General features: G+C 61.7%; 20 protein-coding genes and 3 pseudogenes. 6 read left to right on the top strand and 17 right to left on the bottom strand.

Annotated features, from left to right (window positions below):
* Nucleotides 1–184: 184 nt before the first annotated feature.
* From F6X39_RS34735 to F6X39_RS34705, 7 genes are all read right to left on the bottom strand, one after another.
* A complete protein-coding gene (locus tag F6X39_RS34735; protein ID WP_222945407.1) occupies nt 185–2,005 on the bottom strand; it encodes an FAD-dependent monooxygenase in 1,821 nt (606 codons plus the stop codon).
* A 3-nt stretch (nt 2,006–2,008) separates the two neighbouring features.
* Nucleotides 2,009–3,526 (bottom strand): AMP-binding protein, encoded by a 1,518-nt coding sequence (locus F6X39_RS34730; RefSeq protein ID WP_187619940.1) that lies wholly within the window; start codon nt 3,524–3,526, stop codon nt 2,009–2,011.
* On the bottom strand, nt 3,523–4,689 hold the full coding sequence (locus F6X39_RS34725; protein ID WP_187619939.1) for an acetyl-CoA acetyltransferase: 1,167 nt from the start codon (nt 4,687–4,689) through the stop codon (nt 3,523–3,525). The genes F6X39_RS34730 and F6X39_RS34725 overlap by 4 nt, the downstream gene beginning before the upstream one ends.
* 180 nt (nt 4,690–4,869) lie before the next feature.
* Nucleotides 4,870–5,985, bottom strand: a complete 1,116-nt coding sequence (locus F6X39_RS34720) for a LuxR C-terminal-related transcriptional regulator (RefSeq protein ID WP_187619938.1) — start codon at nt 5,983–5,985, stop codon at nt 4,870–4,872.
* Nucleotides 5,986–6,342: 357 nt separating this feature from the next.
* On the bottom strand, nt 6,343–6,795 hold the full coding sequence (locus F6X39_RS34715) for a cupin domain-containing protein (RefSeq protein ID WP_187619937.1): 453 nt from the start codon (nt 6,793–6,795) through the stop codon (nt 6,343–6,345).
* Nucleotides 6,796–7,934: 1,139 nt separating this feature from the next.
* Nucleotides 7,935–8,264, bottom strand: a complete 330-nt coding sequence (locus tag F6X39_RS34710; protein ID WP_184059163.1) for a hypothetical protein — start codon at nt 8,262–8,264, stop codon at nt 7,935–7,937.
* 87 nt (nt 8,265–8,351) lie between these two features.
* Entirely contained in the window at nt 8,352–8,804 is a 453-nt protein-coding gene (locus F6X39_RS34705; protein ID WP_187619936.1) for a MarR family winged helix-turn-helix transcriptional regulator, read from the bottom strand.
* 156 nt (nt 8,805–8,960) lie between these two features.
* Here F6X39_RS34705 and F6X39_RS34700 point away from each other — a divergent pair, with 156 nt between their 5' ends.
* Nucleotides 8,961–9,380, top strand: coding sequence for a PPC domain-containing DNA-binding protein (locus tag F6X39_RS34700; protein WP_187619935.1), 420 nt, complete (start codon nt 8,961–8,963; stop codon nt 9,378–9,380).
* A gap of 39 nt (nt 9,381–9,419) precedes the next feature.
* Here F6X39_RS34700 and F6X39_RS34695 read toward each other — a convergent pair.
* From F6X39_RS34695 to F6X39_RS34680, 4 genes and pseudogenes are all read right to left on the bottom strand, one after another.
* Nucleotides 9,420–9,767: pseudogene (locus tag F6X39_RS34695) on the bottom strand (LysE family translocator); the annotation flags it as partial.
* 56 nt (nt 9,768–9,823) lie between these two features.
* Nucleotides 9,824–10,209, bottom strand: a pseudogene (locus tag F6X39_RS34690) (MAPEG family protein).
* Between the two features lie 187 nt (nt 10,210–10,396).
* Nucleotides 10,397–12,073: an alkaline phosphatase family protein gene (locus F6X39_RS34685; RefSeq protein ID WP_187619934.1), complete on the bottom strand. Its 1,677-nt coding sequence runs from the start codon at nt 12,071–12,073 to the stop codon at nt 10,397–10,399.
* 404 nt (nt 12,074–12,477) lie between these two features.
* A complete protein-coding gene (locus F6X39_RS34680) occupies nt 12,478–12,882 on the bottom strand; it encodes a DUF427 domain-containing protein (protein ID WP_187619933.1) in 405 nt (134 codons plus the stop codon).
* A 348-nt stretch (nt 12,883–13,230) separates the two neighbouring features.
* Between F6X39_RS34680 and F6X39_RS34675 the strand changes: the two genes are divergently transcribed.
* Together F6X39_RS34675 and F6X39_RS34670 are read left to right on the top strand one after the other, a co-directional pair.
* Nucleotides 13,231–14,217, top strand: a complete 987-nt coding sequence (locus F6X39_RS34675) for a hypothetical protein (protein ID WP_187619941.1) — start codon at nt 13,231–13,233, stop codon at nt 14,215–14,217.
* A 232-nt stretch (nt 14,218–14,449) separates the two neighbouring features.
* On the top strand, nt 14,450–14,791 hold the full coding sequence (locus F6X39_RS34670) for a hypothetical protein (RefSeq protein ID WP_260330345.1): 342 nt from the start codon (nt 14,450–14,452) through the stop codon (nt 14,789–14,791).
* 42 nt (nt 14,792–14,833) lie between these two features.
* Here the strand turns inward: F6X39_RS34670 and F6X39_RS34665 are convergent, their stop codons facing one another.
* The 3 genes from F6X39_RS34665 to F6X39_RS34655 all read right to left on the bottom strand — a co-directional run bounded on the left by F6X39_RS34665 (nt 14,834) and on the right by F6X39_RS34655 (nt 16,163).
* Nucleotides 14,834–15,433, bottom strand: coding sequence for a hemerythrin domain-containing protein (locus F6X39_RS34665; protein WP_184023476.1), 600 nt, complete (start codon nt 15,431–15,433; stop codon nt 14,834–14,836).
* Nucleotides 15,434–15,499: 66 nt separating this feature from the next.
* Entirely contained in the window at nt 15,500–15,841 is a 342-nt protein-coding gene (locus F6X39_RS34660; protein WP_260330344.1) for a hypothetical protein, read from the bottom strand.
* A gap of 70 nt (nt 15,842–15,911) precedes the next feature.
* Complete coding sequence (locus tag F6X39_RS34655) at nt 15,912–16,163, bottom strand: hypothetical protein (RefSeq protein ID WP_187619932.1); 252 nt, start codon at nt 16,161–16,163, stop codon at nt 15,912–15,914.
* Between the two features lie 1,051 nt (nt 16,164–17,214).
* On the opposite strand from F6X39_RS34655, the pseudogene F6X39_RS34650 reads away from it, so the two are divergent.
* Both F6X39_RS34650 and F6X39_RS34645 read left to right on the top strand, forming a co-directional pair.
* Nucleotides 17,215–17,565, top strand: a pseudogene (locus F6X39_RS34650) (nitric oxide dioxygenase); the annotation flags it as partial.
* 78 nt (nt 17,566–17,643) lie between these two features.
* On the top strand, nt 17,644–18,507 hold the full coding sequence (locus F6X39_RS34645) for an MBL fold metallo-hydrolase (protein ID WP_187619931.1): 864 nt from the start codon (nt 17,644–17,646) through the stop codon (nt 18,505–18,507).
* A 199-nt stretch (nt 18,508–18,706) separates the two neighbouring features.
* Here F6X39_RS34645 and F6X39_RS34640 read toward each other — a convergent pair whose 3' ends face one another.
* Together F6X39_RS34640 and F6X39_RS34635 are read right to left on the bottom strand one after the other, a co-directional pair.
* Nucleotides 18,707–19,222, bottom strand: a complete 516-nt coding sequence (locus F6X39_RS34640; RefSeq protein WP_187619930.1) for a hypothetical protein — start codon at nt 19,220–19,222, stop codon at nt 18,707–18,709.
* A 146-nt stretch (nt 19,223–19,368) separates the two neighbouring features.
* Nucleotides 19,369–19,539: a hypothetical protein gene (locus F6X39_RS34635; protein WP_184023470.1), complete on the bottom strand. Its 171-nt coding sequence runs from the start codon at nt 19,537–19,539 to the stop codon at nt 19,369–19,371.
* Nucleotides 19,540–19,676: 137 nt separating this feature from the next.
* Here F6X39_RS34635 and F6X39_RS34630 point away from each other — a divergent pair, with 137 nt between their 5' ends.
* On the top strand, nt 19,677–21,968 hold the full coding sequence (locus F6X39_RS34630) for an FdhF/YdeP family oxidoreductase (protein ID WP_187619929.1): 2,292 nt from the start codon (nt 19,677–19,679) through the stop codon (nt 21,966–21,968).
* Nucleotides 21,969–22,561: 593 nt separating this feature from the next.
* Here the strand turns inward: F6X39_RS34630 and F6X39_RS34625 are convergent.
* Nucleotides 22,562–22,792, bottom strand: a complete 231-nt coding sequence (locus F6X39_RS34625; protein WP_187619928.1) for a hypothetical protein — start codon at nt 22,790–22,792, stop codon at nt 22,562–22,564.
* Nucleotides 22,793–22,971: the final 179 nt, after the last annotated feature.

Below are 22,971 nucleotides of genomic sequence, written 5' to 3'. Positions count from 1 at the left end.
TGTTGCTGGAGGGCATTGCCTTCAGGGACGGCGAACCGGTGCAAGGCGATCAACCGGTTCAGCAGAAACTCGCCGCCTGAAGCCGAACGCTATCAAGCTGCCCATACACCACTCTTGACGTTAGCTCGGCCGAGCGGCGCGATGCTAATGTGGAAGTTTGCATATCGACTCCTATCTGTCGTCGTTAGACCAGCACGGGGGCGCGATCGATGACTTGTGCCAGCACGTCCATCAGGCACTGCGCGAGATCGACACCTACTGGAGCAGTTGTACAGCGCCACGCAACGTGCTGATCCGGGCGCAGCAGGATTGCGCCGTCATCCTGGATTTCGCGTACGTTGCGCCATTCGCCCGAAGGATCGCTTATCTGTGCGCCGTCGGCGATGACGACCACCTCGACGGGCATACCGAGCCTGTCAGTGGTCTCCTTTGCCGCCGTTTCCCAGATGTCCGGCCGGCCGGTAATCAGCACAAAGCGATCAGCCCGTGCGAGATCAAGGCTGGAAATTTTCTGCGCCCCGCGCGCCAGCCATGCATGCGCGATGCGATGGCCGGGGCGCGTGGTCGGAACGAAGCGTTGACCGAGCGGGTCGCGAGGCGGAGGCGATGTGTTGTCGCTCACGAGCGCACCGGTGTCATACCGGATGCCGATTTCGAGGTCGTGCGCCTGATATTCGGTTTGGTGAACCTTCATCAGTTCATTGAACCGGGCACGTCGTGCATCTGCGTCGTCGCCCTCGGCGAGCAAGGCCTTGAAGTTTGCCTCGCTGCCCCGCGGATCGCCCGGCACGATGCCGATGGCTGCGTTCGTCACCTGATAATTTCCGAACGTGAACAGTGCCCAGTTGACGTTGCGCTCGGCGACCGGGCGACGTTCGCTCTCATAGCTGTCAAGCAACCCGGCGCCGGCCCGGCCCCGAATCACGGCAGCCAGTTTCCATGCCAGATTCTGTGCGTCGTGCACAGCGGAGTTCAGGCCAAGCCCCGTCGTGGGCGTGTGTCTATGTGCGGCATCGCCTGCCAGAAAGACGCGGCCAAACCGATAGCGATCAGCCAGCACACCCTGCACGATCCACTTGCCGACGCTGAGCACGCTAACGTCGAGATCAGGAATCTTCAACAATGCGCGGATGCGAGGCACGAGCGTAGCCGCCTCGTAATTTTCGCCGCTGCCGGGCTTGAAACTGAAGTGGAACATCCATTCTTCTGAGTGACGGTCGAACCGCGTCGGGCCCAGCTTGCCTAGCACGCCGCTGCCCCATGCTTTGGTGTCGCCTTCGGGATTCGCAAACCAGAACGTGCTGACGTTGTCGTCGTCGATATACGCCGAAAGATCTGCCGCGAAATACACGGTCACCATCTCCAGCAGTTCGGGCGTACCTTCAAGACGCGCACCGACGCACGGACCAACCGTTTTTCCACCGTCGGCAGCGACGACGTACTGCGCGCGGACCTGATAGGTTTCGTCAGCGATACGGTCACGCACGGTCGCGATGACCTCGGCCTCGCTTTGCTCGATCGACAGCAACTCGTGACCGAAGCGCATCTGCGCACCACCCATCTGCTCCGAATGCGCCTTGAGCAGCGGCTCAAGGCGCACTTGCGGATAAACGGTGCTCTGGCACGGACTATCTTTCTGATACGTAGACGCCAGGGAACCGCCGCCCCAGGCTTCGAGTTCGCAAAGCGTCTTGCGGTCCCAAGGGCGATCGCCGCCCAGACTCGTGCACCAGCGCATCTTGCTGACGTATTCGATCGGCAATGAGCGCGCGTAGATCGCGTCGGCAAGGCCGTATTGACGAAACACCTCCATCGTGCGCTGATTCAGGTACCGCGCCTTCGGCATCGGCGACTGCTGCGGGTGCCTCTCGATCAGCAGCGATTCAACGCCAAGGTTGGCCAAAAAAATAGATGTGCTCAGCCCGCAACCGCCTCCGCCGACGATCAGTACCGGTACATTGACTTGTTTCAAGATTGCTCTCCTCATCTTCAGCAGCTTGCGCAACGGCTACTGGCCGAGCCGGCCGCGCAACTCCGTTTTCAATACCTTGCCGTAACTGTTTTTTGGCAACTCATTGGTGAATCGGTAGTGTTTCGGGCGCTTGAAACGTGCAATGTGCTGCACACACCAATCGTCCAGTTCGTCGCGGGTCGTTTGACGGCCCGCGTGAAGCACCACGAAAGCCACGGGCACCTCACCCCATTCGTCGTCTCGCTGTCCCACTACCGACACTTCTGACACCGACGGATGAGCCAGCAAGGTTTCCTCTACCTCTCGCGGATAGATGTTGGAGCCGCCCGAAATGATCAGATCCTTCGATCGGTCCTTCAGCGTGAGAAACCCGTCCTCGTCGAGACTGCCGGTATCGCCCGTGTAGAGCCAGCCGTTGCGGATCGCGTCGCGCGTAGCGGACGCATTGTTCCAGTAGCCAGGCATGACGGCGGCGCCGCGCACGACGACCTCACCTGTTTCTCCTTTCGGGGCGGAGCTTCCGTCTCCCGCCACGACGTCGACTTCGACGAGCGACTGTGCGACACCCACGGAAGCGGCACGGGCCGGCCAGCGAGCATGCTTCCGATCCGAGAGATGGTGACGTCCGAGTGCGGTAATTGTCATCGGGCTTTCGCCTTGCCCATAGATCTGCACGAGGCGCGGACCCAACACTTCCAAAGCCTGCTGTAAGTCATTCACATACATCGGTCCGCCGCCATAGACGATCGTCTTGAAGCCGGCGGGATCGGCATCGACTGCGCGGAAATGATCGACAAGCCGTTTGACCATCGTCGGTGCCGCGAACATCGCGAGAGGTCCGACACGTGCGGCCAGACCAGCCAGCTCCTCGGGCTCGAATCCACCCGAGCGCGGCACCACGTGACGCGCGCCTCGCAAGATGTACGCATAGTGGTAAAGTCCGGCCCCGTGAGACATCGGCGCTGCGTAGACCATCGCGTCTTCGGGGCGAACATCGTCCACGTCAATGCAGTAGCACGCGGTCATCGCCATCAGGTTCCGGTGAGTCTGCATGACGCCTTTCGGTCGCCCAGTCGTTCCGGATGTGTAGAACAACGACGCGAGATCATCGGGCTGACGGTGATGCAGGTCGGCCGGTGCATATTGGACCGCATGCAGGTATTCGTCCGAGCCGAACACGACGCAGCGCCGTTTACCGCGTTGCAGGTCGCCCAGTGTCGACAGCAACTCGCTCGAAACGAACAGCACGTCAGCCCCGGCGTCATCCAGGATGTACTCCAACTCTCTGGGATGCAGCTTGCAGTTAGCAGGCACGGAAACGGCACCTGCCCAATAGATGGCCTGAAGCACCTCCAGATATTCGGGACGGTTGGCGGAGTAGATGGCAACCCGGGCACCAGGCTGTACGCCGCATTGCTCGCTCAGGAAGCCTGCTAGCGCCGCCACGCGTGTTGCGAGTTGCCCGTATTCGAGCCAGGGTTCGTCGCCGTGCAGAACCGCGAGCCGCTTCGGAAAGATCGCTGCCGTGCGCTGCAGCCACCGGGCGATGTTCATCGGCTGCGCTCCAGAATGCTGACATAGCTCGCCACCGCGGAGCCTCCCATGTTGAAGACGCCGGCGAGTGAGGCATCGGGAACCTGCATTGCGCCTGCCGTATTGGTCAGTTGCATCGCAGCAATCGCGTGCATGGACACGCCTGTGGCGCCGATCGGGTGGCCTTTCGCTTTGAGCCCGCCAGAAGCGTTGACCGGAAGTCGCCCTCCACGGGCAACGACCCCTTCTTCGATAAGACGATGGCCCTGGCCAGCAGCGGCCAGGCCCATCGCTTCGTAGCTGAGCAACTCAGCGATCGTGAAGCAATCGTGAACCTCGGCGAACGACAGGTCGTCGACCGCGCAACCGGCACGCTCGAGTGCGCCGCGCCAGGCGCGCTTCGGACCTTCGAACGACGCAGCATGGCGGCGCCCCAGCGGCAGATAGTCGTTGACCTGCACACGGGAACGGATTGAGACCGCACGAGGAAAATCTGCGGCCGCATCGCTCGAGGCAAGCACCAGTGCCGCAGCGCCATCGGAGATTAGCGAGCAGTCTGTCTTGCGCAGCGGTGGCGCAATCATCGGATTTTTTTCAGATACGGTATTGCAGAACTCAAAGCCGAGATCGCGCCGCATATGCGCCCACGGATTGTCGACGCCATTCGCGTGATTTTTTGCGGCGATACGCGCGAGCGCCGACGAATGGTCTCCGTACTCCGCGAAATAGTCCTGCGCGATTGAGGCGAAGATTCCCGGGAAGCCCCCGGGTGGATTTCCCGCCTCGCCCGAGTATGCGCAGTTACCAAGAATGCGCGTCACATCTTCGCCGGATACATCGGTCATCTTCTCGGCGCCGATTACCAGCGCGATGCGAGCACGGCCCGCCTCAATCGCATCGCATGCCGAATAAATTGCGGCGGCGCCCGACGCGCAGGCGTTCTCAACACGCACGGCCGGCTTCCATCGCAGCCCATCGCTGCAATTGAGCGTCAGTGACGAAGCGAAGATGTCCGGGACCAGACCACCATTTAAATTGCCCAGCCAGGTGCCGTCGATCTCTTCGCCTTGCAGGCCCGCATCCTTCACGGCTTCGCGGCCGGCCCGCACGATCAGATCCTCAAGGCTTGCGCCGTCGAACCGGCCAAACGGCAAGTGCGCCCAGCCTACAATCGACACTCCCATCGCGTTCTCCCATCAGTGTGCTTATGGGAAATTTACCCGCGTCATCACCGGGAGGGCAGTCGTCGAATTACATTAGGGTGAACACCGGTAAGATGCGTCTTAACTTCTTTTCATTAATCCGCGTTTCTCCGGGCGTGGGACCTACAACGTCGCAATGTGGCGCAGAGGTAGTACAGAAGGTCACCGATCGCGCCCGAGTAGCTTGCCGATCAGTTCTCCCGTCGTCATGGCTGCATACTTGCGCATAAGCCGGGCACGGTGTGCTTCAACCGTTCGATGACTAATTTGCAGCTCGCGCGCGATCCGCTTGCTGCTTTTTCCCGTCACCAACAGTTGCGCGACCTCGCGCTCGCGCCGGGTCAGGTCGCGAGTCACCCGACGGGCCGACGAAATATCCTCGAATGCCCAGATCGCAGTTGCAAATGGATCGTTGCGGTTCATTGAGCGCCCGGAAACGTGGCACCAGAACGGGCTGCCATCAAGCCTTTGCATGATGCGCTCATCGGAATAAAAGCCCGTCTCCTTCATTGCCAGCCATGCGCGCTCGCCGATGTGTCGAAACTCGTCCTGGGAGGGGTAGAGGTATTCCAGCGAGCGTCCAGCCAGTTCGTTGGGCGCGCACCCAAATATTTCACCGAACGTGTAGTTGCAGGACACGATGACTCGCTGCCTGGACAGGAGCAGGCCAACCGGTGCCATGCGAAACGCCTGCGCAAGATCGACAGGCGGATACGGCGCCTCACCGGAACCCACGTCGGTAGCCAGTCTGTCATCACTGGCACCCTGTCCTTCCGGGTTGACGGTGGGCGCCGCCGCCTTCATGGAAACGACTCCGGATGCAGCAGAAGGAGGTGCGGGGCGGGATTGTCGGTGGGATCCGGATCGTTTTACCGGCCTGTCCATGTTCTGCCATATCCGGCCGACAGTGGAGGCGGAAACGTTAGACTCTCGTGCGACGTGGCGGGCACTGCTTACTGCCGTGACACCGTCGGGCTTACGAGATGCAATCGCGGCCACCGTCGCTTCGCCGATTTTTTGGGGAGCCCCGCTGCGAGGAAGATCCGTCAAGCCCTGCAGGCCATCCATGATGAACCTTCTGCGCCATTTGGAGACTGTGTGCGCGGTCGACTGAACGCGAGCGGCCACAACCGCATTGTCCAGTCCCTCTGCACAGGCCAGGACGATTCGGGCGCGAAAAGCCAGCGCTGGACTATTGCCGCCGCGCTGCGCGAAGTCGTTGAGCGCGGCTCTGTCCTCTGGACTCAACGACAGATGCAGTTTCGGCCTTCCTTTCATCGCCTTGGGCTTCAGCCGCCGGACAGGTCAATCGGCCAGACGACTTATGTAACGAATATACCAGGCATCATACTCGGTGAACTGATACATAGGCTCCGTCCAGCCGTCGGACTTTCGCGGTCTCAGTTGCGGGCACCGTCGGCTTCGCCAAGGAAAGCAAGACAAGCAGAACAGTGGTCGCTGCGGCATGCCGCGTGGTTGGTTAGAACCATTAGCTTCCAGGACTAGGACTGTACGGGCAGTAAAGGGCGGGCAGTAAAACAACCAGCGCAAGCGCTGTTGACTGGTAAGCACGACTTCAGGTCGTGCTTACTGCGTCTCAGTGCGCATTGCGAGCCAAGCGGTACGTCGGGCAATTCAGTCGAGGATCTTTAAACCTTCAGGAGGCTCGCACGGTATTGTTCCCATCCTGGCCGGCACTGAAATTTCCAGGAACTCGAAATCTTCCGAAATTGCCGTTTCATTGTGTTTGAGACCAGGTGGAATATAAAGCGATTCGCCAGCGCCAACCCGAATAACTCGACCATCTTCGAACTGAAGATCTATCCAGCCTCGGAGGGTGAAAATGAACTGCGTTTCGCAAACATGATAATGCCAACCAGTCTGCTGCATCACGCCTGTCGCCACGGTCACCTGCGCCCTCATTCGACCGTCTGTGGCGTCGGAAACACCGAGGTCCCGATAATTGAAGAATGTTCGTCGACCTGCTACTAGTGGGGCTGTTTCCGCCGTAGCGTAGGCGAGTTTCTTTAAAAGATCAGCGGAGACGTTTGCGGCGTCGGGGGAAAGGGTACCGCTGTAGTGTTCCATTGAATGTCCTTAATTTAGCCTGTGGGTGCCCAGGTGTTCTCGTCAAAGCGAGGCCAAGCTTTCGCGACTCTAAAGCCAGCGCAAGAGTGTGAGTGGTTCACAGGGCAGCGCGTGTCCCTTCATTGAGCCTCCATCGAATTTACTGGCTTGGGTGGAAGGCAAACAGTCGCAGAATTACATCAGGGAAAACCCTATTAATCTTGCGTGATCCGCTACAGGAAATCGGTGTGCTTCGTCGGAACGTCGAATGGATGTGCGACGGAAGGGCATTTGCTGTTGAGGAAGGGGCGTAACATTGGACGCGTGAGCGCTCGAAGGTCGCCTGGGCGACGGCGTCCCCTAAGCGTTGACGAAGGGGGATTCGGGGATTCAACTCTTGGAGCATCGGTTCCGACTTCGGGCATTTCTGCCGATTCCGTCGCTGGGTGTGCACACGGGATCGACTGCTTAGCCCTGGGAAACGGGCGTCCGAGCTGAGAGACGATGGATGGCGGCTCAGGGTCGGGAGTACGCGTTCGCCCGCCGCGAGTGCGACATTTACAAACCCCGGCATCCGAAAGTCGGGAATGGGACTGAGAGCTGCCTTGCAAACGCCGACAGCCGAACGTCGGCTTTGGCCGAACTGTACTCGTAGACTATAGTGCAGGTCTTTGATTCGGAGCAGCCATTCGGTCAGCGGCTTCGCAAGTCGAGCGCGCGTCAGGAACCGCAACCGCTCAATCGCTGCCGAAGGCCGGCCGTGAGGGCGAGCTTCGTCAAAAACGAATTATTCAGACCCGACTTGGCGCCTTCGTTATTGCAGATGGTCCATTCGTTCGCTCGGTCCACCCATCTTCTGGAATTGCGATCCGCTGCGACGCCCAAACCTGATGTTCGATTCCTTTTGGTTGCGGAGCAACATATATTTAATGTGCCCCTTTTTTGGTTTGGTCCGCGGGCCATTGCGCTACGGGGCTCTCGCAGACATTGTGCCTCCGAAAATCGATCGGCTTAGCGGCGACAACCGGTTGCATCAAACTTTGCTGACATTTGGTGGCGCGTCGCGCGACGGTGGAATGGGCTTCAGCGGCAATCTTTGTCGCAGACTTTGATGTGCGCAGATAGTCCGACACACGCGCCGACTACCGTTTACGAGACACTCAAGTACGTTTCGGAATGTTGCCGCCATGCAAAGGACCGAACAGCCGCGCACAGAGCATGCCCATCGCCAGGATACCGAGGCCGAATGGCACGGCATCGCCCGTTGCCTCGATCCGAAAGTCGCCAACACGAAAAACCAGAAGATAGCCGACGACCATATTGAAGAAGCCCCACAGTACATTGACGGTCGATGACGACAGCCCTTTTCCGGACGGCTTCGCGAACGGGCTCTGAAACGGCTCGCCCATCACACCGCTGACGAAATGCGGCACGGCATTCGCGAACAGGACACCGCCGAAAAAATAAGAGACGACATGCGGCCAATCCATTTCAGTTGCTCCTTGAATCGAGTAAATCGATGAGGTCGCGGGCTGTGCCCGTTTCGATGCCGTTTCGGATGAAGTACCTGCAAACGTTCAGGAGTCAGCGAGCCGCTGCAGCAGTTCCACCGCGACGGCGAGCGTGGCCTGTTCTCGCGGCGATAGCTGCGCTTGCAAGGCACCGATCAGCCAGTCCTCTTTGGCCGCCCGACTTGCCTTGAGCGTTCGTCTGAACGTGGGAGTGAGATGGATAAGAGTTTTGCGTCCGTCGGTTGGATCCGCTTCGCCTTTGACGACGCCCAGCGTCTCCAGACCGGCAACGGTAATGCGCATGGACTGGGGCTTTACGCGCTGCGCTCGCGCTAGAGCGGAAACTGTGGCTGGGCCGCCGCGCTCCAGATGAAACAGCACCGACTTCTGCGCCGACGTAAAGTCGCTCGATTGCGAATGTTCTCGCGCGCGGCGAACCAGTTTGCTCACGGCAATGCGCAGTTCGCCCGCAAGGGCGGCTAGATCGGTAGATTGGGAAGACGGTGATTGTCGTGACATGCCGAAAACATAGCATATGTACAGTTTAACTGTACATATAAACCGAATATATTTTCGCCATCGAGTCCGCACGAACCCAGCATAAACAAGCCCCTGTGAGATACTTCCTCATTCACGCATAATCCCTGAGTCCACCACGTCTCAACCGGCCAAGGCATGCAAGCCCATCCCCTCCGACTCGCGCCCGGCGACGACCTTCGCGTCGCCGTCGAAGACGCGCTTCGTCAACGCGACCTGCAAGCGGCCTTCGTCGTCCAGGGCATCGGCAGCCTCCACGTTGCGGCATTGAGGTTCGCTGGCGCGCAAGCGCCGACGGAAATTCGCGGCGACCTCGAAATATTGACCCTCGCAGGCTCCGTCTCGCCCGATGGCGCCCATCTGCACATGTCGATCGCGGATGCGCGCGGGCAGGTGTTCGGCGGTCATGTGGCGCGCGGCTGCACGGTACGCACGACCGTCGAGTTGTTGCTCGTGTCGGTTCCGGGCTATTCGTTCGCGCGGGAGCCTGATCCGCAGACGGGTTTTATGGAACTCGTGATTCGCGGCGGCGGCGCTCCGCAGTCCGACTCCGCCTGATCACGCAAAGGCGCTATCGCTTCGCGCGCCGGTAGTCGCTCAACGCCCCGCCAACATCCGCCCGCCGACCCCCACCAACAGCACACCCGCTGCCGTATCCAGCCCGGCCGTGCGCCGAACCAGCGTGCGCCGAACCGACGGATGCGAGGCAAGCAACGCCATCGCGCAGTACCACGCGCACGAAATGCCGATCGACGGCGCCACGACCGCGATATCGAGCCACAACGGCGCATGCGCGGGCACAGTCAACGCAAAGATGCTGCCGTAGAACGCGATCGACTTCGGGTTCGTCATGCTGACGAAATAGGCTTTCTTCGTCGCAGCCCAGCCGGACGCGGTGCTGCCGACGTCCGCGGACAACGGCCGCCGCGCGGTGGGGCTTATTTTCTTTTGGGCTGGCGCGGGAAGTCATCTATCCACTGTGCGTCGGTCCCGAGCTTGCCTCAGCGCATTAGCGCCAGACACAACCCAATCCCCGCCCCATAAGTCCCAAGCGCACCGACCAACCGCAAAGGATTGGGCTTCGCCATCGTCGGAAATGCAAGCAGTCCAACGACGAGCAAACACCGGCACGCGGTTGCGATGACCATCAGCGACACGGACACCGCGGACGGCGATCTCGCGCCCAGAAAAAGAAACAGCACCGCCAGGAACGGCGCGTATTCCGCGGTATTGCCATGCGTTCGAACCAGCTTGTGCAGCAGGTTGGCCGGATCGTCGGCGAAGCCGCATTGGTGCGTTCGCGAAAACGCGTCATCGATAGCGACAAGCCGAGGCCGAATAACAGCAGCCCCAACACCGCGACGCATCCGAGAGCAATGTCGTTCATGGCAATGCGGCTCCTTGTCAGGCAATCGACGCACGCCTGTTTGGCGAGAATCAGGCGGCTCCCATTCTCGCACGGGCCGGCACGCGAGGTCCGCGCGGCTGGACCCCGCAAAAACGACTGCGCCGCGATCGTTCCAACACCGATCGCGGCGCAGCTTACCACTCAAATACGTGGACTACGGCCACGCTTAGTCTTCGTGATCGAATTCCGGCAGCGCACGCGTTCCTTCAATCGCGACCGAATGCAGCAGCTCAGGCTTCAGATCGAGCAGACGCAAGATCGTCGGCGCGACCTGCGTGGTCAGCACCGGCTCGTCGTTGACCTGCCCGGCGTGATGCGTGTGAGGCACGTACATCACGAGGCCGAGATGGCTGTCGTCGGGCGCGTTGCCGCCATGCTCTTCGTCCTTGGACGTGCTCGACGTGTAGATGACGCCCGGGTTCGGTTGAACGATGATATCGGGCGTACGTCCGCGCGACGGGTCGCCGAACCGGTTAGCCAGTTGCGGGCCGGACAGGATGTACGCCTGAGGGCCGTCCGCGCAAATGCCGGGTGCGTTGCAGCTCAGATTCGCTTTCAGCGTCTTCACGACCGAAGACACCTGGCTTTGATCGCGCAGCCAGATCAGGCCGACGTCGTCGGTCTGCACGAAACCCGTGCCGACAAGTCCGGTGCCGTCGTTGAGGTTGCCGCTCTTCGTAGCGGCCTGCCCAATATTGCCGCCCGAATCCAGGTAGTTGTTGGCTTCGAGCAACTTGGTCAGCGTATCGCCGTTCTTCACGAGCTTCGAATGATCGGTCGGCGACTGGCCATGCTTCGCGGTCACGATGATCGCCGTCGACGAATAGAGATTGCGTTGCTTCAGTTCGGACACGACGCGTCCCAACGCGTCGTCGATATACGCGATCGCGCCGGCGACTTGCGGACCCGGCGTGAAGCTCGCATCCAGATAGCCGCCGCCCGACGCGACGGTGGCCTTCTGCGCGACGCTCAGGGTCTGGAAATTGGCGCCGAACACAGTCGGCACCGCGACGTTCTTTTGACCTGTCGAATCCTTGCCATCGATTTCGTGGATCAGCGATTGCACGTGGTAGTTGTCGAACTTCTCCGTGTGCGTGTACGTGTCGAGGTAGTAGGTATTAGTATCTGGATCGATCGAATTTATTTCGGTGCGCGAAAGGTCGTCGACGCCCGCGCCCGACGGTCCGTTGAGCCAGTCGTAGCCCCACGCGTGCTTGTCCGCCCACGCGGTGCGCGCGCCGTTGACGTTGCCCTTGATCACTTCGAAAACCGTGTTGGTCTTCAGATAGTTGTGCGGATAGACGGGCGTACAGACGCCATTGACGAGCGCGTGCGGAATCGCCTGCGGATTGAACGCGCCGCCGCCGTCGAGATGGATCAGCGCGCCGCCGTTCTCGCCGTCGATGCCGGTCGTTTCGTCGAAGACGACATTCCAGCCGGTCGGGCCCGTGCAATGGGTATCGGACGGCGCATAGAGCGTGCGGTCGTAGGAGACGTCGTAGAACAGCCCCGCGGACTTCGGCGAGCCGCCGGTCACGAGCGCGGCGAGGCCCGGAAACGAATCCGACAGTCCCGGTGTATGCGCGTTCGTATAGGTGGTGCCTGACTTCGCGAGCAGCGCCAGGTTAGGGCAAGTATTCGCGCCGATGCAACGCGCGACGTCCTGCTCATGCAGACCGTCGAAGCTGATCAGCAGCACATGCTTGACGGACGCGCGATCGCGATCGCGGCTGTGGTCGTGATCGTCGCCAGCTGTTGCGACTGCCGAATACAACCCGGCGAGCAGTGCGACGGCGGCGCACATTGCGCTTTGCTTACGCTTCCATTTCGTGATCGGTTTCATGTCTCGTCCTTTTGTTTGACAACGAATTTGGGTAGTGCGGGACGAATTTGAACCGTAAAAAAGTCATTTGCGTGAACTGAAATTAATATTTGGCAATACTGAGGTGTTAAGGTCTTGTTAAGGTTGGGGTGATCCATTCGACGCGCATGCGCTGTGAACCTGATTCGATTCCGTGCGTGATTTTTCGCGAGTCGGCAAGCATAAAAAACGGCACGGGCTATTGCAGACCCTGCCGTTTCGCCGGTCGGTAGTCGAATATCGCCAGGCGTCATCCCAGTGGGATTGATAGCTTGCGTGGTGGAAGTAGCGGCCGCCGTGCGGTGCCGCCGCCGTCCGTGCCGCTCGCGCCATGCCGGTCGCCGCGATCGCGGCGACCGCACGCGGCGTGACGCTCGCGCGTTCGCCTAGTGCGCGGCCGGCTCCTGCGTGATGGAATCCACGCGGTCGGGATAGAACGCAAGGTGCTCGCGGATCGGCGCGACAGCGTCGTATGGGTGCTCGTAGGTCCACACCGCGTTGGTGCCGCGCTCGCCGGCCGAAGGAATCGAGAAGTATGCGCATTCGCCCTTGTACGGACAATAAGTGGCGTGCGCCGTGCGTTCGAGCCGGGTCATGTCGACGTCCTTGCGCGGGATGTACAGCACGGCCAGATAGCGGGCTTCGAGCAGCGTCAATGCGTCGTGCGTATCGGCAATCAGGTGACCGCCTGCCATGACGATCACGCGCGCCTGGTGGTGCTCGATCGTGATTGGATGATCCGGGCCGGGGATCTTGACGGGTTTGTCGTTCGGGACCGAATGAGTGGACATAACGAGGCTCCCTGCGAAAGTGGGGCTGCGAGGTTTCGTGAGTCGACGGCGATGTTCGTCGCCGAACGCCACGCAAGCGACTGAAGATCGCCCGTATTGCCGTACTACTTCCTTTCAGGTATTTCTATCACATACTAACGCAGACCTTCCAGGTGCTGTGAGCGGCGCAATGCCCGTCGGAATTGCATCAGTTGCGTGCGCGTGCTTTTGTGCAACGGGATGGCGACTTCGCGGAAGACGAACACGATCAGCCGACTGACAGGAGCGCGTCATGCTCGTTGGATATGCCGTGTATGACCCTGCAAGTGAGCCTGCAATCTCGTCGACAAATGGCGAGGTTGTTTGACTATGCCGGCGCTTCGGAAGTGTTGGTCACTTCGCGCATTTGGGGCGTGTGCCGCTCTAACCTTGAACCTGTTGTCCTGCCCTTCGCACGCACAGGTCGCGCCGAGGCAATTGTCGAGCAATACCGTGATTGGCGGCAATGTAAAGCAGCACGCAGACGCTGTGCTCGCGATCATGACCTACACGACAGTCCCGGACGTTACGACCAGTAACCTGTCGGTCAACAACGGCCTGACGGGTAATCCCGGCTTTGGGCAGACGCAATTTGGCGGCGGCTTCACCCTCAGCAGGTCGTTTCCGTTGTACATGGAGGGCACGCTCGCCTACAGCCGCTACGATCCGATCTTCATTGCCACGGATGGCGCCCAGCAGCGTGCGGTGCCGACGAAGTGGAACACCTTCAGTGGCACGGTCGGCCTGGGGTGGGATTTCCGCATCACGGACGAACTGGTGTTCCGTCCGATCTTGAACGGCACGATTGGGCGTGTCTCGAGTGACCTGAAGGTGGGGCAGACCCTCTTCAATCATGTCACCGACAGCAACCTGCAGTTCCTCGAAAACGGCTCGCTGAACGCCTACGGCTATGGCGGCTCCCTGATGCTCGACTACGAGCATTACCGCGAAAACTACGAAATCGACGCCGAACTGCGGGCAACCGATATTTACCTGCGCAGCTTCGGCAGTTCGTCGGAGGCCGTTCAGGGCTCGGCCATGGCGCAGCAGGTGAGCCTATGGACGCGCTGGCGCGCGCCCACCGGCTGGCACGCACTGGACCGGCCGGTCCGCTATGTGCTCGAAGCCGCTTACTCGCGCTATTTCGGCGACAGTGCCGGCGTGCTGGGTTTCAACGACCTCACGTCGCTGGGAGTCGGCCTCGAACTCGACAGCAGCAGGTATCCCGTCATCGTCACCCGTACGCGCGCGATTGTGCGCTATGTGTTCGGTCGCAACGTGCACGGGGTGTCGTTCGGATTCGCGATGAGTTTCTAGCCGGGCCAGCTTGCCGGTCCAGCAACGAGGCTCGAACTCATGCGCGCGATCCAATGCTTCTGGTTCTCGCTCGGCCACGCGGTATAGCGCTTGCTCGGCCCACACATGAATCGATCAAAGGAGCCGTGATGAACGACAAACCGAAACAGCCCGATGCCGGCGGCAATCTGCCGGGCAACGTTGTAGCAGAACCAGGCCCTGAATGAAGGGCCAAAACGAAGGACCTCGTGCCATGCGTACATTCGGACAGAGCCGGTCGACGAAGCGGATCGACAGCGAGCCGGACATGCGCCTGCAGAAGATAGAGATTGCCGACTTCCTCGTAAGCTGGACCGTCATTCGGGATTCGGAAGGCGCTTTCCAGTGGGTCGTGGTCGTGACGGAGCGTGGCGGCGAGCATCACACGATCTTCGAGCGACGCGGGACGTGCGGCCACGTGTCATGGGACGACGCGCTCGACATCGCGGCCGAAACCGCGCGCCGCGTCGCGGCCGGGCTCGTCGAGCCGGGTGAACCGGCGAAGACGAAACAGCGGCGCGGGCGCACGCCGGGTGCATCGCGCCCGAATCGTTGATGCGCGATCGCGGGCGGCGCCCCGTTGTGTCAGTAGAACGTGCTAGTTCCATTGACGCCGCGTCTGTGCCGCGCGACGCGACCTCGGCAGCCAATGCCGCAGCGCGAGCAATACAGTCGATCCCAGCAGCAGCGTGGCGATCGGAAACGTGCCCGCGGCATTCACCGCAATGTCCATCGGGCGCTCTCCGAGCAACTGCATCCGGCGGCGCGTCATCGCGGCGCCGAGCGACTGCAGTTCGTTCTTCAGCACGCGCTCGGCGTCGGGCAGCAGGATGGTTTCCTCGTCGGCGACATGATGAGCGACTTCGCGGATCAGTTGATAAAAGAGCCCGTCGTAGGCGGCGTTTTCGGGGCCCATCCCGCGCAGCTTCGCGATCGTTGCGCGCATCTCGTCGTGCTCGGGACGGCTTTTTCTCAGCGCCTCGTCATTGCCGAGCGCGCGGTCGAGCGCCGGGTAGAAAATTTCCTCCTCGAGCTGCGCGTGGATATCGAGCGCGTCGCACACGCCGTTGACGATCGCGCGTTTGCGCCACCACGGCGTGGACGCGTGGTATCGGTGCGAAGCGGCGAGCACGTGCATATGGTCGAGGCGGATCATCGACGTAATCGACGGCGACAGCGATGAGGCGTCATTGGACATGGCGTTTCTCCAGGGAAAGGGTGCCGGCGGTTACCGCATGCGCCATTCCCGCTGCCCAGCAATCGATCAACGCGGTGCCGGCTGCCGCGAGCGCACTGCTTTGCTGCTCGTGAGGGCGCTCAACGCGGAGTCCGCGGCATCCGCCGCACGGGCGAACAGGTCGTCGACGATTCGCCGCGCCGCGCTATATCCGCCCATCAACGCATCGGCCTCGGTGTCGAACGGCCGGCTGCCTCCAATGTCGACGCGCAGCGGCGAGAACGTTGCGACCGCAGCGCCCGCCTGATAGATGTGAACCACCGCCGCGTAGCGTGTGCGTACCGCCGCGCGCCCGGCGGGGCGCAACGTGAAATCCGCCTCGACGGTCACCTCGATCGTGAACCCGTGGTATTCGTAGGTCCGCATCATCATCATGTCCTTCGTCGCGTGAGTGTGTGATCGTGCCGGTGCGCGATGATCATGCGCGACGGGCGCGGCGCTAATTGCCGCCCTGCGCGCTCGAGCGGCGCTGGCTCCGTGCTTCGAGCGTAGCGAGCCGCGCTTGCGGCTGCAGCACCGGCGGCAGTTCGGCGTTGGCCTCGATGCGCGCGCGCCAGTAAGCCGGCGTCGCAATTCCCGTGCCCTGCCAGTCGACGCGGTCGCATTGAACGAGTTGTTCGAGGCGCTGGACAATCGCGCTGATGTGCGTCAATTTCCTTGTGACGTCGTTGTGATTACGCGCGGCTTTCACAGGTTCTCTCCCCGTTTTATTATCTCCAGCTTACTCGTCGTTCACAGTAAGTCATACCGGCTTGATGACATGTCCGAAAACGCCGGATTCAGCATGCTCGCATTTGCAAAAAAAAAAGTACATCGCAGTGAGTTGTCCGAGACAGCCGCAGTGGACAGTCCCGTCCACTCGCGCGCCGCAGTTTGCGGGACCCACATTCGACGGACCGACGCGCCGGATTGCTTCTACGCTCGACTGTTGGTGTGACGTCGTGATGACAGCGTGTGCAAATGAAATTCGCGCCGTCGTCTGTTAGTCGGTCAACTTCTGATCTGGATCAAAATAGCAAAAGGCGGTGTGGTGATCGCGCCAGCGCTCGGGTACCCTCGTTGGAAATCCCTTTGTGCGTGGCACGATGAACGTGGTGACTATCGCGAGGGAGGGCGAAATGCCTGATGTCGGTCAAGGCTCGTGCGCTACCGATGCACGCAAGCGCAGCGCATCCGCGCGTTGCGATTGTGATCGCACCGCGACTCACGTTGCGAAGAATCGGCGCGCGGCAGCGCTGCGCGGAACGCTCGTGATGACATTTGCCGTCGCCATGATGGGTGGATGCGCGACGTCGGCCGAGCGCACCAATGTGCAGCCTTCGGGTCAACAGACGTGCAATGTGGCCGGCAAATTCTGCAACACGTTTTTCGGACCTTGACGGAAACGCTCCCAGCGCGTGTCGGCGCGCACGGCACGTTTCCTGACCGGCCCGCGTTCGTCTGCAATCGGACGACCGATGTTGGACGTGTCGCGGCGCGCGTTTGCTCGGGCGTGTCCATGGCCTTCAGCTTGTGGACAGCGGGCATCGGTTGGAGGAGCATGGTCGCCTGGATACGCTTGAAAGGGTATGCGCGATCGGACAATTCCACCCCACCATTTACGCGCACGAGCGAGGCAACCAGTCGTGCTATTGCAGGAGGAAAGAAATGCTGACGCAGAAAACCAAGGACATCGTCAAGGCCACGGCCCCGGTCCTGGCCGTGCACGGCAATACGATCATTCAACTTTTCGTGAAGGCGGAGCACTATCCGATCGTCGGCGGCGCGTGGTGTTCATTCACGGTGCGCGCAACGGCGCGGTGCATGCGATGCGCGGCCGTCTGCAGCAGACTGCCGCCACCCAGCCGAATTTCCGCGCGATCGTGTTCTACGACGCGCCGCTCGATACCGACGTGCAGGGCCGCGACTACGACAACGCGGGTTTCATCGACCTCAGCAAGCTGCGCGACGAGATCCTGTTGTCCGACACCGACTACTACATCTGCGGTCCTGTTCCTTTCATGCGGCTGCAGCACGACGCACTGAAAAACATGAACATTCACGAGTCGAAGATTCACTACGAGGTGTTCGGACTGGATCTGTTCGCTGAATGACGCATACGGCGCGTGCCGCGCGACGGCTGCCGCGGAAGCGACAAGCACGAATGCAGTCACCGTGACCGGGAGCGCGGCATGAAAGTGCACCATCTGAACTGCATTTCGACTTGCCCGCTGTGCGGCAAGCTGTTCAACGGCCACCCCGATTCGTTGATCCGCCGCGGGCATCTGACCTGCCATTGTCTGCTCGTCGAAAGTCCGGCGGGGCTCGTGCTCGTCGATACCGGTTTCGGTCTGCGCGATGTCGCCGATCCCTATTCGCGCCTCGGCAAATTCTTCCTGAGGCTGCTGAAGCCTGAGTTCCGAAATGAAATGACGGCGATCAGGCAGATCGAGCGGCTCGGTTTCGACCCGGCCGACGTGCGCCACATCGTGATGACGCACCTCGATTTCGACCATGCGGGCGGGCTCGACGACTTTCCGCACGCAACGGTGCACATGCTCGCGAGCGAGCGCCAATACGCGGCGCAGCAGAAGACGTGGCTGGACCGGCAGCGCTTCAGGCCGCAGCAGTGGTCGTATCAGAACATGTGGCGCGCGCATTCGCCGCAGTACACCGAGCGTTGGGAGGGCTTCGCCAAGGTCCATCCCATCGAAGAACTCGCGAGCGAGATCGCGCTCGTGCCGTTGCGAGGCCATACCTATGGTCACGCGGGCGTCGCGGTACACGGCGATGGCGGCTGGTTGCTGCTCGCGGGCGACGCCTATTTCGACAACGGCGAGCTCGACCCGGTGCGTCCGCATTGCGCACCCGGTTTGCGCTTCTATCAGTGGATGCTCGAAAAGGATCGCGCGGCGCGACTGTACAACCAGCGCCGCCTGCGTGATCTGGCGAAGCGGGCGAGCCCCGCGTTGACGATTTTTTGCAGCCACGACGTCGACGAGTTCGAGCGGCTCGCGGGCCGTTCGGTGGCGGTGCCGGCGGAGCAGATGGCGTGATGCTCGCAGGCTTGCGAGCGCGCCCGGTGCTTCGCGGATCGCTCACGTCTTGCGCCTGGCCCAGGCATCGTGCGCGGCGGGGCGCGTTTCCTATACTGCCTTTGTCCTCCGTTTGGACTTCAGGGGACATCGTTCTCAAATGCGCTTGCGGCGACCATGCCGGTTGAAGGCTGGTGGCTCTTTTTTGCGCGAGCGCATTTCATCGATCCGGCCGCCGCAGCAGCGCGGCCGCAAGCAGGCCCGCGCCGAGCGCCACGTAGACGTTCCCGAGCGAGCGGCGCGACAGGTGCGCCTCGAATCCAGGGGTGAGCCTGTTGGGCACCACCTTGTAGTCGACCACATATGCGCTCGCCACGGTCGTGGCTGCGGCCACCGCGGTCGCGCCGGGCCGTCGTGACGGGTCGGGACCGGCCATCCGGTCAACCAGTTGCTCGAACATCATTGCCCAGAAGATTGCGGCTGCCTGATGGATCGCGAAGCCGGTCACCGTATGCCGGATGCTGAAGCCGCGTTCACGCAGCGCGCGTTGCGGCCACAGGCAGTGGGTGACGGCATTGATCGGCGCGAGCGGGCTGCCCGATGCGTCCGTGGATGCCGCCGCGGCTGTCGCCGCCGACACGCAGCCGGCCAACAGCCCCGATGGGACGGCTCGGCGTAGCGTCGCACGGGTGGCCTGATACCACGGAGAACCGTTTTTGTACTCGAGCGTTTTCATGGCAGGGCTCCGGTTCGGGCGCGCAAACGCACGCCCCATGATCGCGGACAGCGGTACGCGCGAGGAGCGGCATGGCGCGTTCCGCGCGGACGATGCGCAGGAATGCCGGCCGAAAATCGTGGCCCCACTGCGATACGCAGTGCGCTTCATCGACGACGACGAGTTCGATGCGTTGCCGAGAACGCGCCCGCAATGACGCTGCGGATGATGTCCCGTTGGCCGGGGCGCAGCCGGCTGATCCCGAACACTTCGCGCAGCGTCCTGCGCATCGCGTTCAGACGGGCGGACGTGTCGCGCGGGGTGGTGGTGTCGGTCATGACGTTGGCGGTTGGCTTGCGGCACGGCGAGTCAGCCTGCGACGCAGCAAACATCGTACCGCGACGCGGCGCCGCAGCCGGGAACGCGATGTGCTGATACCTCATGACGTGACATTTATGGCCAAACGGGTGGACTCATGAACAAGGAAGACAAAAGCGACGCGTATCCCTACGCGTCGGGCGGATGGGGGTCGGTCAAGGCGGTGGCGACAATCCTGCTGCAGGAAAAAGCACCGCTGAAGGATAGCCAGGTTCTGATGCATCAGAATAAGCCCGACGGTTTCATGTGTGTCAGCTGCTCGTGGGCGAAGCCGGCCGATCCGCATACGTTCGAGTTTTGCGAAAGCGGTGCGAAAGCGACCGCGTGGGATCTGACGGCCAAACGCGTAACGCCCGATTTCTTCGAGGTCCACACGGTCAGCGAGCTCGCCAAATGGCACGACCACGATCTCGAGGAAGCGGGGCGGTTGACCGAGCCGCTGCGCTACGACCCGGCTACCGACCGCTACGTGCCGGTGCCGTGGCAGGAAGCATTCGATGCGATCGGCGCCGAACTGCGCACGCTGGACCCGGCCAGCGTGGTGTTCTACACGTCGGGCCGCGCTTCACTGGAAACCTCGTACATGCTGCAGCTTTTCGCGCGCATGTACGGCACCAACAATCTGCCTGACAGCTCGAACATGTGCCACGAAAGCACCAGCGTCGGCCTCAAGGAAGCGATTGGCGTGGGCGTCGGTACGGTCTCGCTCGACGACTTCGAGAAGACCGACCTGATGTTCTTCTTCGGCCAGAACGTCGGCACCAATAGCCCGCGCATGCTGCATCAGTTGCAGGACGCGCGCAAACGCGGCGTGCCGATCATCACGTTCAATCCGCTACGCGAGCCGGGGCTGCTGCATTTCGCAAACCCGCAGTCAGCGTTGCAGATGCTCACACCCAGCGATACGCAGATCAGCACGCAATACCACCAGGTGAAGACGGGTGGCGATACCGCCGCGATCCTCGGCATCTGCAAGCTCGTCATCGAAGCGGACGATCGCGCGGTGGGCACGGGCGACGCGCGCGTCGTCGACGTCGATTTCATCCGCGAGCATACGAACGGCTACGAGCAATTCGCGCAGTACGCGCGCGACGCGAACTGGGACGACATCGAGCGAGTGAGCGGATTGCCGCGCGACGCGCTCCAGGCAGCCGCCGACGAGTACATGAAGGCGAACGCGGTGATCATCCATTACGGCATGGGTCTCACGCAGCATCGGATGGGCGTGCAGAACGTGCGCATGCTGTGCAATCTGCTGCTGCTGCGCGGCAATATCGGCAAGCCGGGCGCGGGGCCGTCGCCGGTGCGCGGGCATTCGAACGTGCAGGGACAGCGCACGGTCGGCATCACCGAAAAGCCGGAGCTCGCGCCGCTCGATCAACTGGCCAGACAGTTTTCGTTCGAGCCGCCGCGCGAGAAAGGCATGAACATCGTCGAGGCCTTCGAGGCGATGCTCGACGGCAAGGTCAACGCGATGATCAACCTCGGCGGCAACCTCGTGCGCTCGGTGCCCGACCGGGTGCGCACCGAACCGGCGTGGGCCGCGCTCGGGTTGACCGTCAACGTGGCGACCAAGCTCAATCGCAGCCACCTGGTGCACGGCCAGCGCTCGTATCTGCTGCCGTGTCTGAGCCGCATCGAGATCGACCGGCAGGCGGGCGGCGCGCAGGCGGTGTCGATGGAAGACAGCACGGCGCACTTTCATGGCTCGCGTGGCATGGCCGAACCGGCCGCGCCGACGATCCGCTCGGAGCCGTTCATCGTCGCGGGCATCGCGAAGGCGACGCTCGGCGAGCGCTCGAGCGTCGACTGGGATGCATGGCGCGACGACTATTCGCGCGTGCGTCTGGAGATGTCGAAGACATGGCCCGAGATGTTCGGTGATTTCGAGGCGCGCATGTGGACACCCGGCGGCGTGATCCGGCCGCTGCCGGCGCGGGAGCGCAAGTGGAAGACCAAAAGCGGCAAGGCCGAATTCATGGTGCCGACTTCGATCGGCGAAGATCCGGACATGCCCGCGCGTGAGCCCGATTCGCTGCGGTTGATGACCTTGCGCAGCGACAGCCAGTTCAACACGACCATCTATGGCCTCGACGACCGCTTCAGAGGCATCAAGGGTTCGCGCATGGTGATTCTGATGAATCGGGCCGACATGGAGAAGCGCGGACTCGCGCACGGCGACCGCATCTGCCTCGAGACGATCGCGGACGACGGCGTCGAGCGGCACGTCGACGGACTGACCGTCGTGCCGTTCGACGTGCCGCAGGGATGCATCGGCGGCTATTACCCGGAATGCAACCCGCTGCTGCCGCTATGGCACTACGCGAAAGAGAGCAAGGTGCCGGGCGCGAAGTCGATTCCGGTGCGCGTACTGGCGACCACGCGGTGACCAGTGCTTCGTAGATACAAAGAGGCCGGCGTCGTTACCGGTGCCGGCCGCTGAATTACACCCGGGCAGCGCGTGAAGGGCATGATAAGCGCGTGCCCATCTCCTTCATAGTCGGGCCAGCGGCCCGCAACGCGTGATGTCCGTTACCCAGCACTGAAGGACAGCGCACGACGCCACATAGTGTTCGGATACTGCGACGTCCCCTACGGATTCGGGGACAACGTTTCTCCAGAAGCGCTCATGGCATTCCATCGCTGCCTCCGGGCTGCGGTTCGATTTGCCGGCAACCCGGCATCGTCCGTTTCATCGCGTCGGCAGCCCCCGCACGCGACACGCAGTCCATGCGATCGCCGAAACCCACAGGCAGCCGGCGAAGATGCCGCGCCTCATCGAATTGCTGAGGAAGGGTTGAGAGCAGTCTATTGCTCAACCAACCAGGGTCTCGCGGCCAGCGATTTGCCGACGTCATGAACGAATCGCCGGCAAACGCCGTCGTGCATCACATGCGCCTACGGCGATGAACAGAATCCGGGTAGCCGCGACAATTGCCGGTCTCCCAGGTATGGCTGCGCGGGTTGCGCAGCCATACGGGGTTATTTCGAAAGCTGGGTCGGGACTTGCGTCGACGCTTGTGTCGGAAGTTGCGGAATCTGCGGAAGCTGTGGAGGTTGCGGAAGCTGCGGCCCACCCTGTGAAAGCTGCTTCGTGGACGGTTGCCCGGCGGACGCTGGCTGCTGCGACTGCGATTGCTGCGGCAGATTGCTTTGCGCAAGCACGGATGTGCTGGTAAGGAAGGCGAACAGTACAAGGAAGGTCTTTTTCATTTCAATTCTCGACAGTTGGTCGTCTTGATTTTGATGCGATTAGCAGCCGCGGGCCGTATCAACGCGCGGCCAAGGTTGCCTTGTAACGCCAGGACGCTGTTGCGGTACTGAAGTCGACGGGGCTACCCGACGCTACGTTGTCTGACGGGAGGGGAGCGGACGAACTAGTCACCCCGCCG

The sequence above is a fragment of the Paraburkholderia sp. UCT2 genome, from assembly GCF_014397665.1.
GTDB classification, from domain to species: Bacteria; Pseudomonadota; Gammaproteobacteria; order Burkholderiales; family Burkholderiaceae; genus Paraburkholderia; species Paraburkholderia tuberum.
This window is presented reverse-complemented; position numbering and strand designations above follow the sequence as displayed.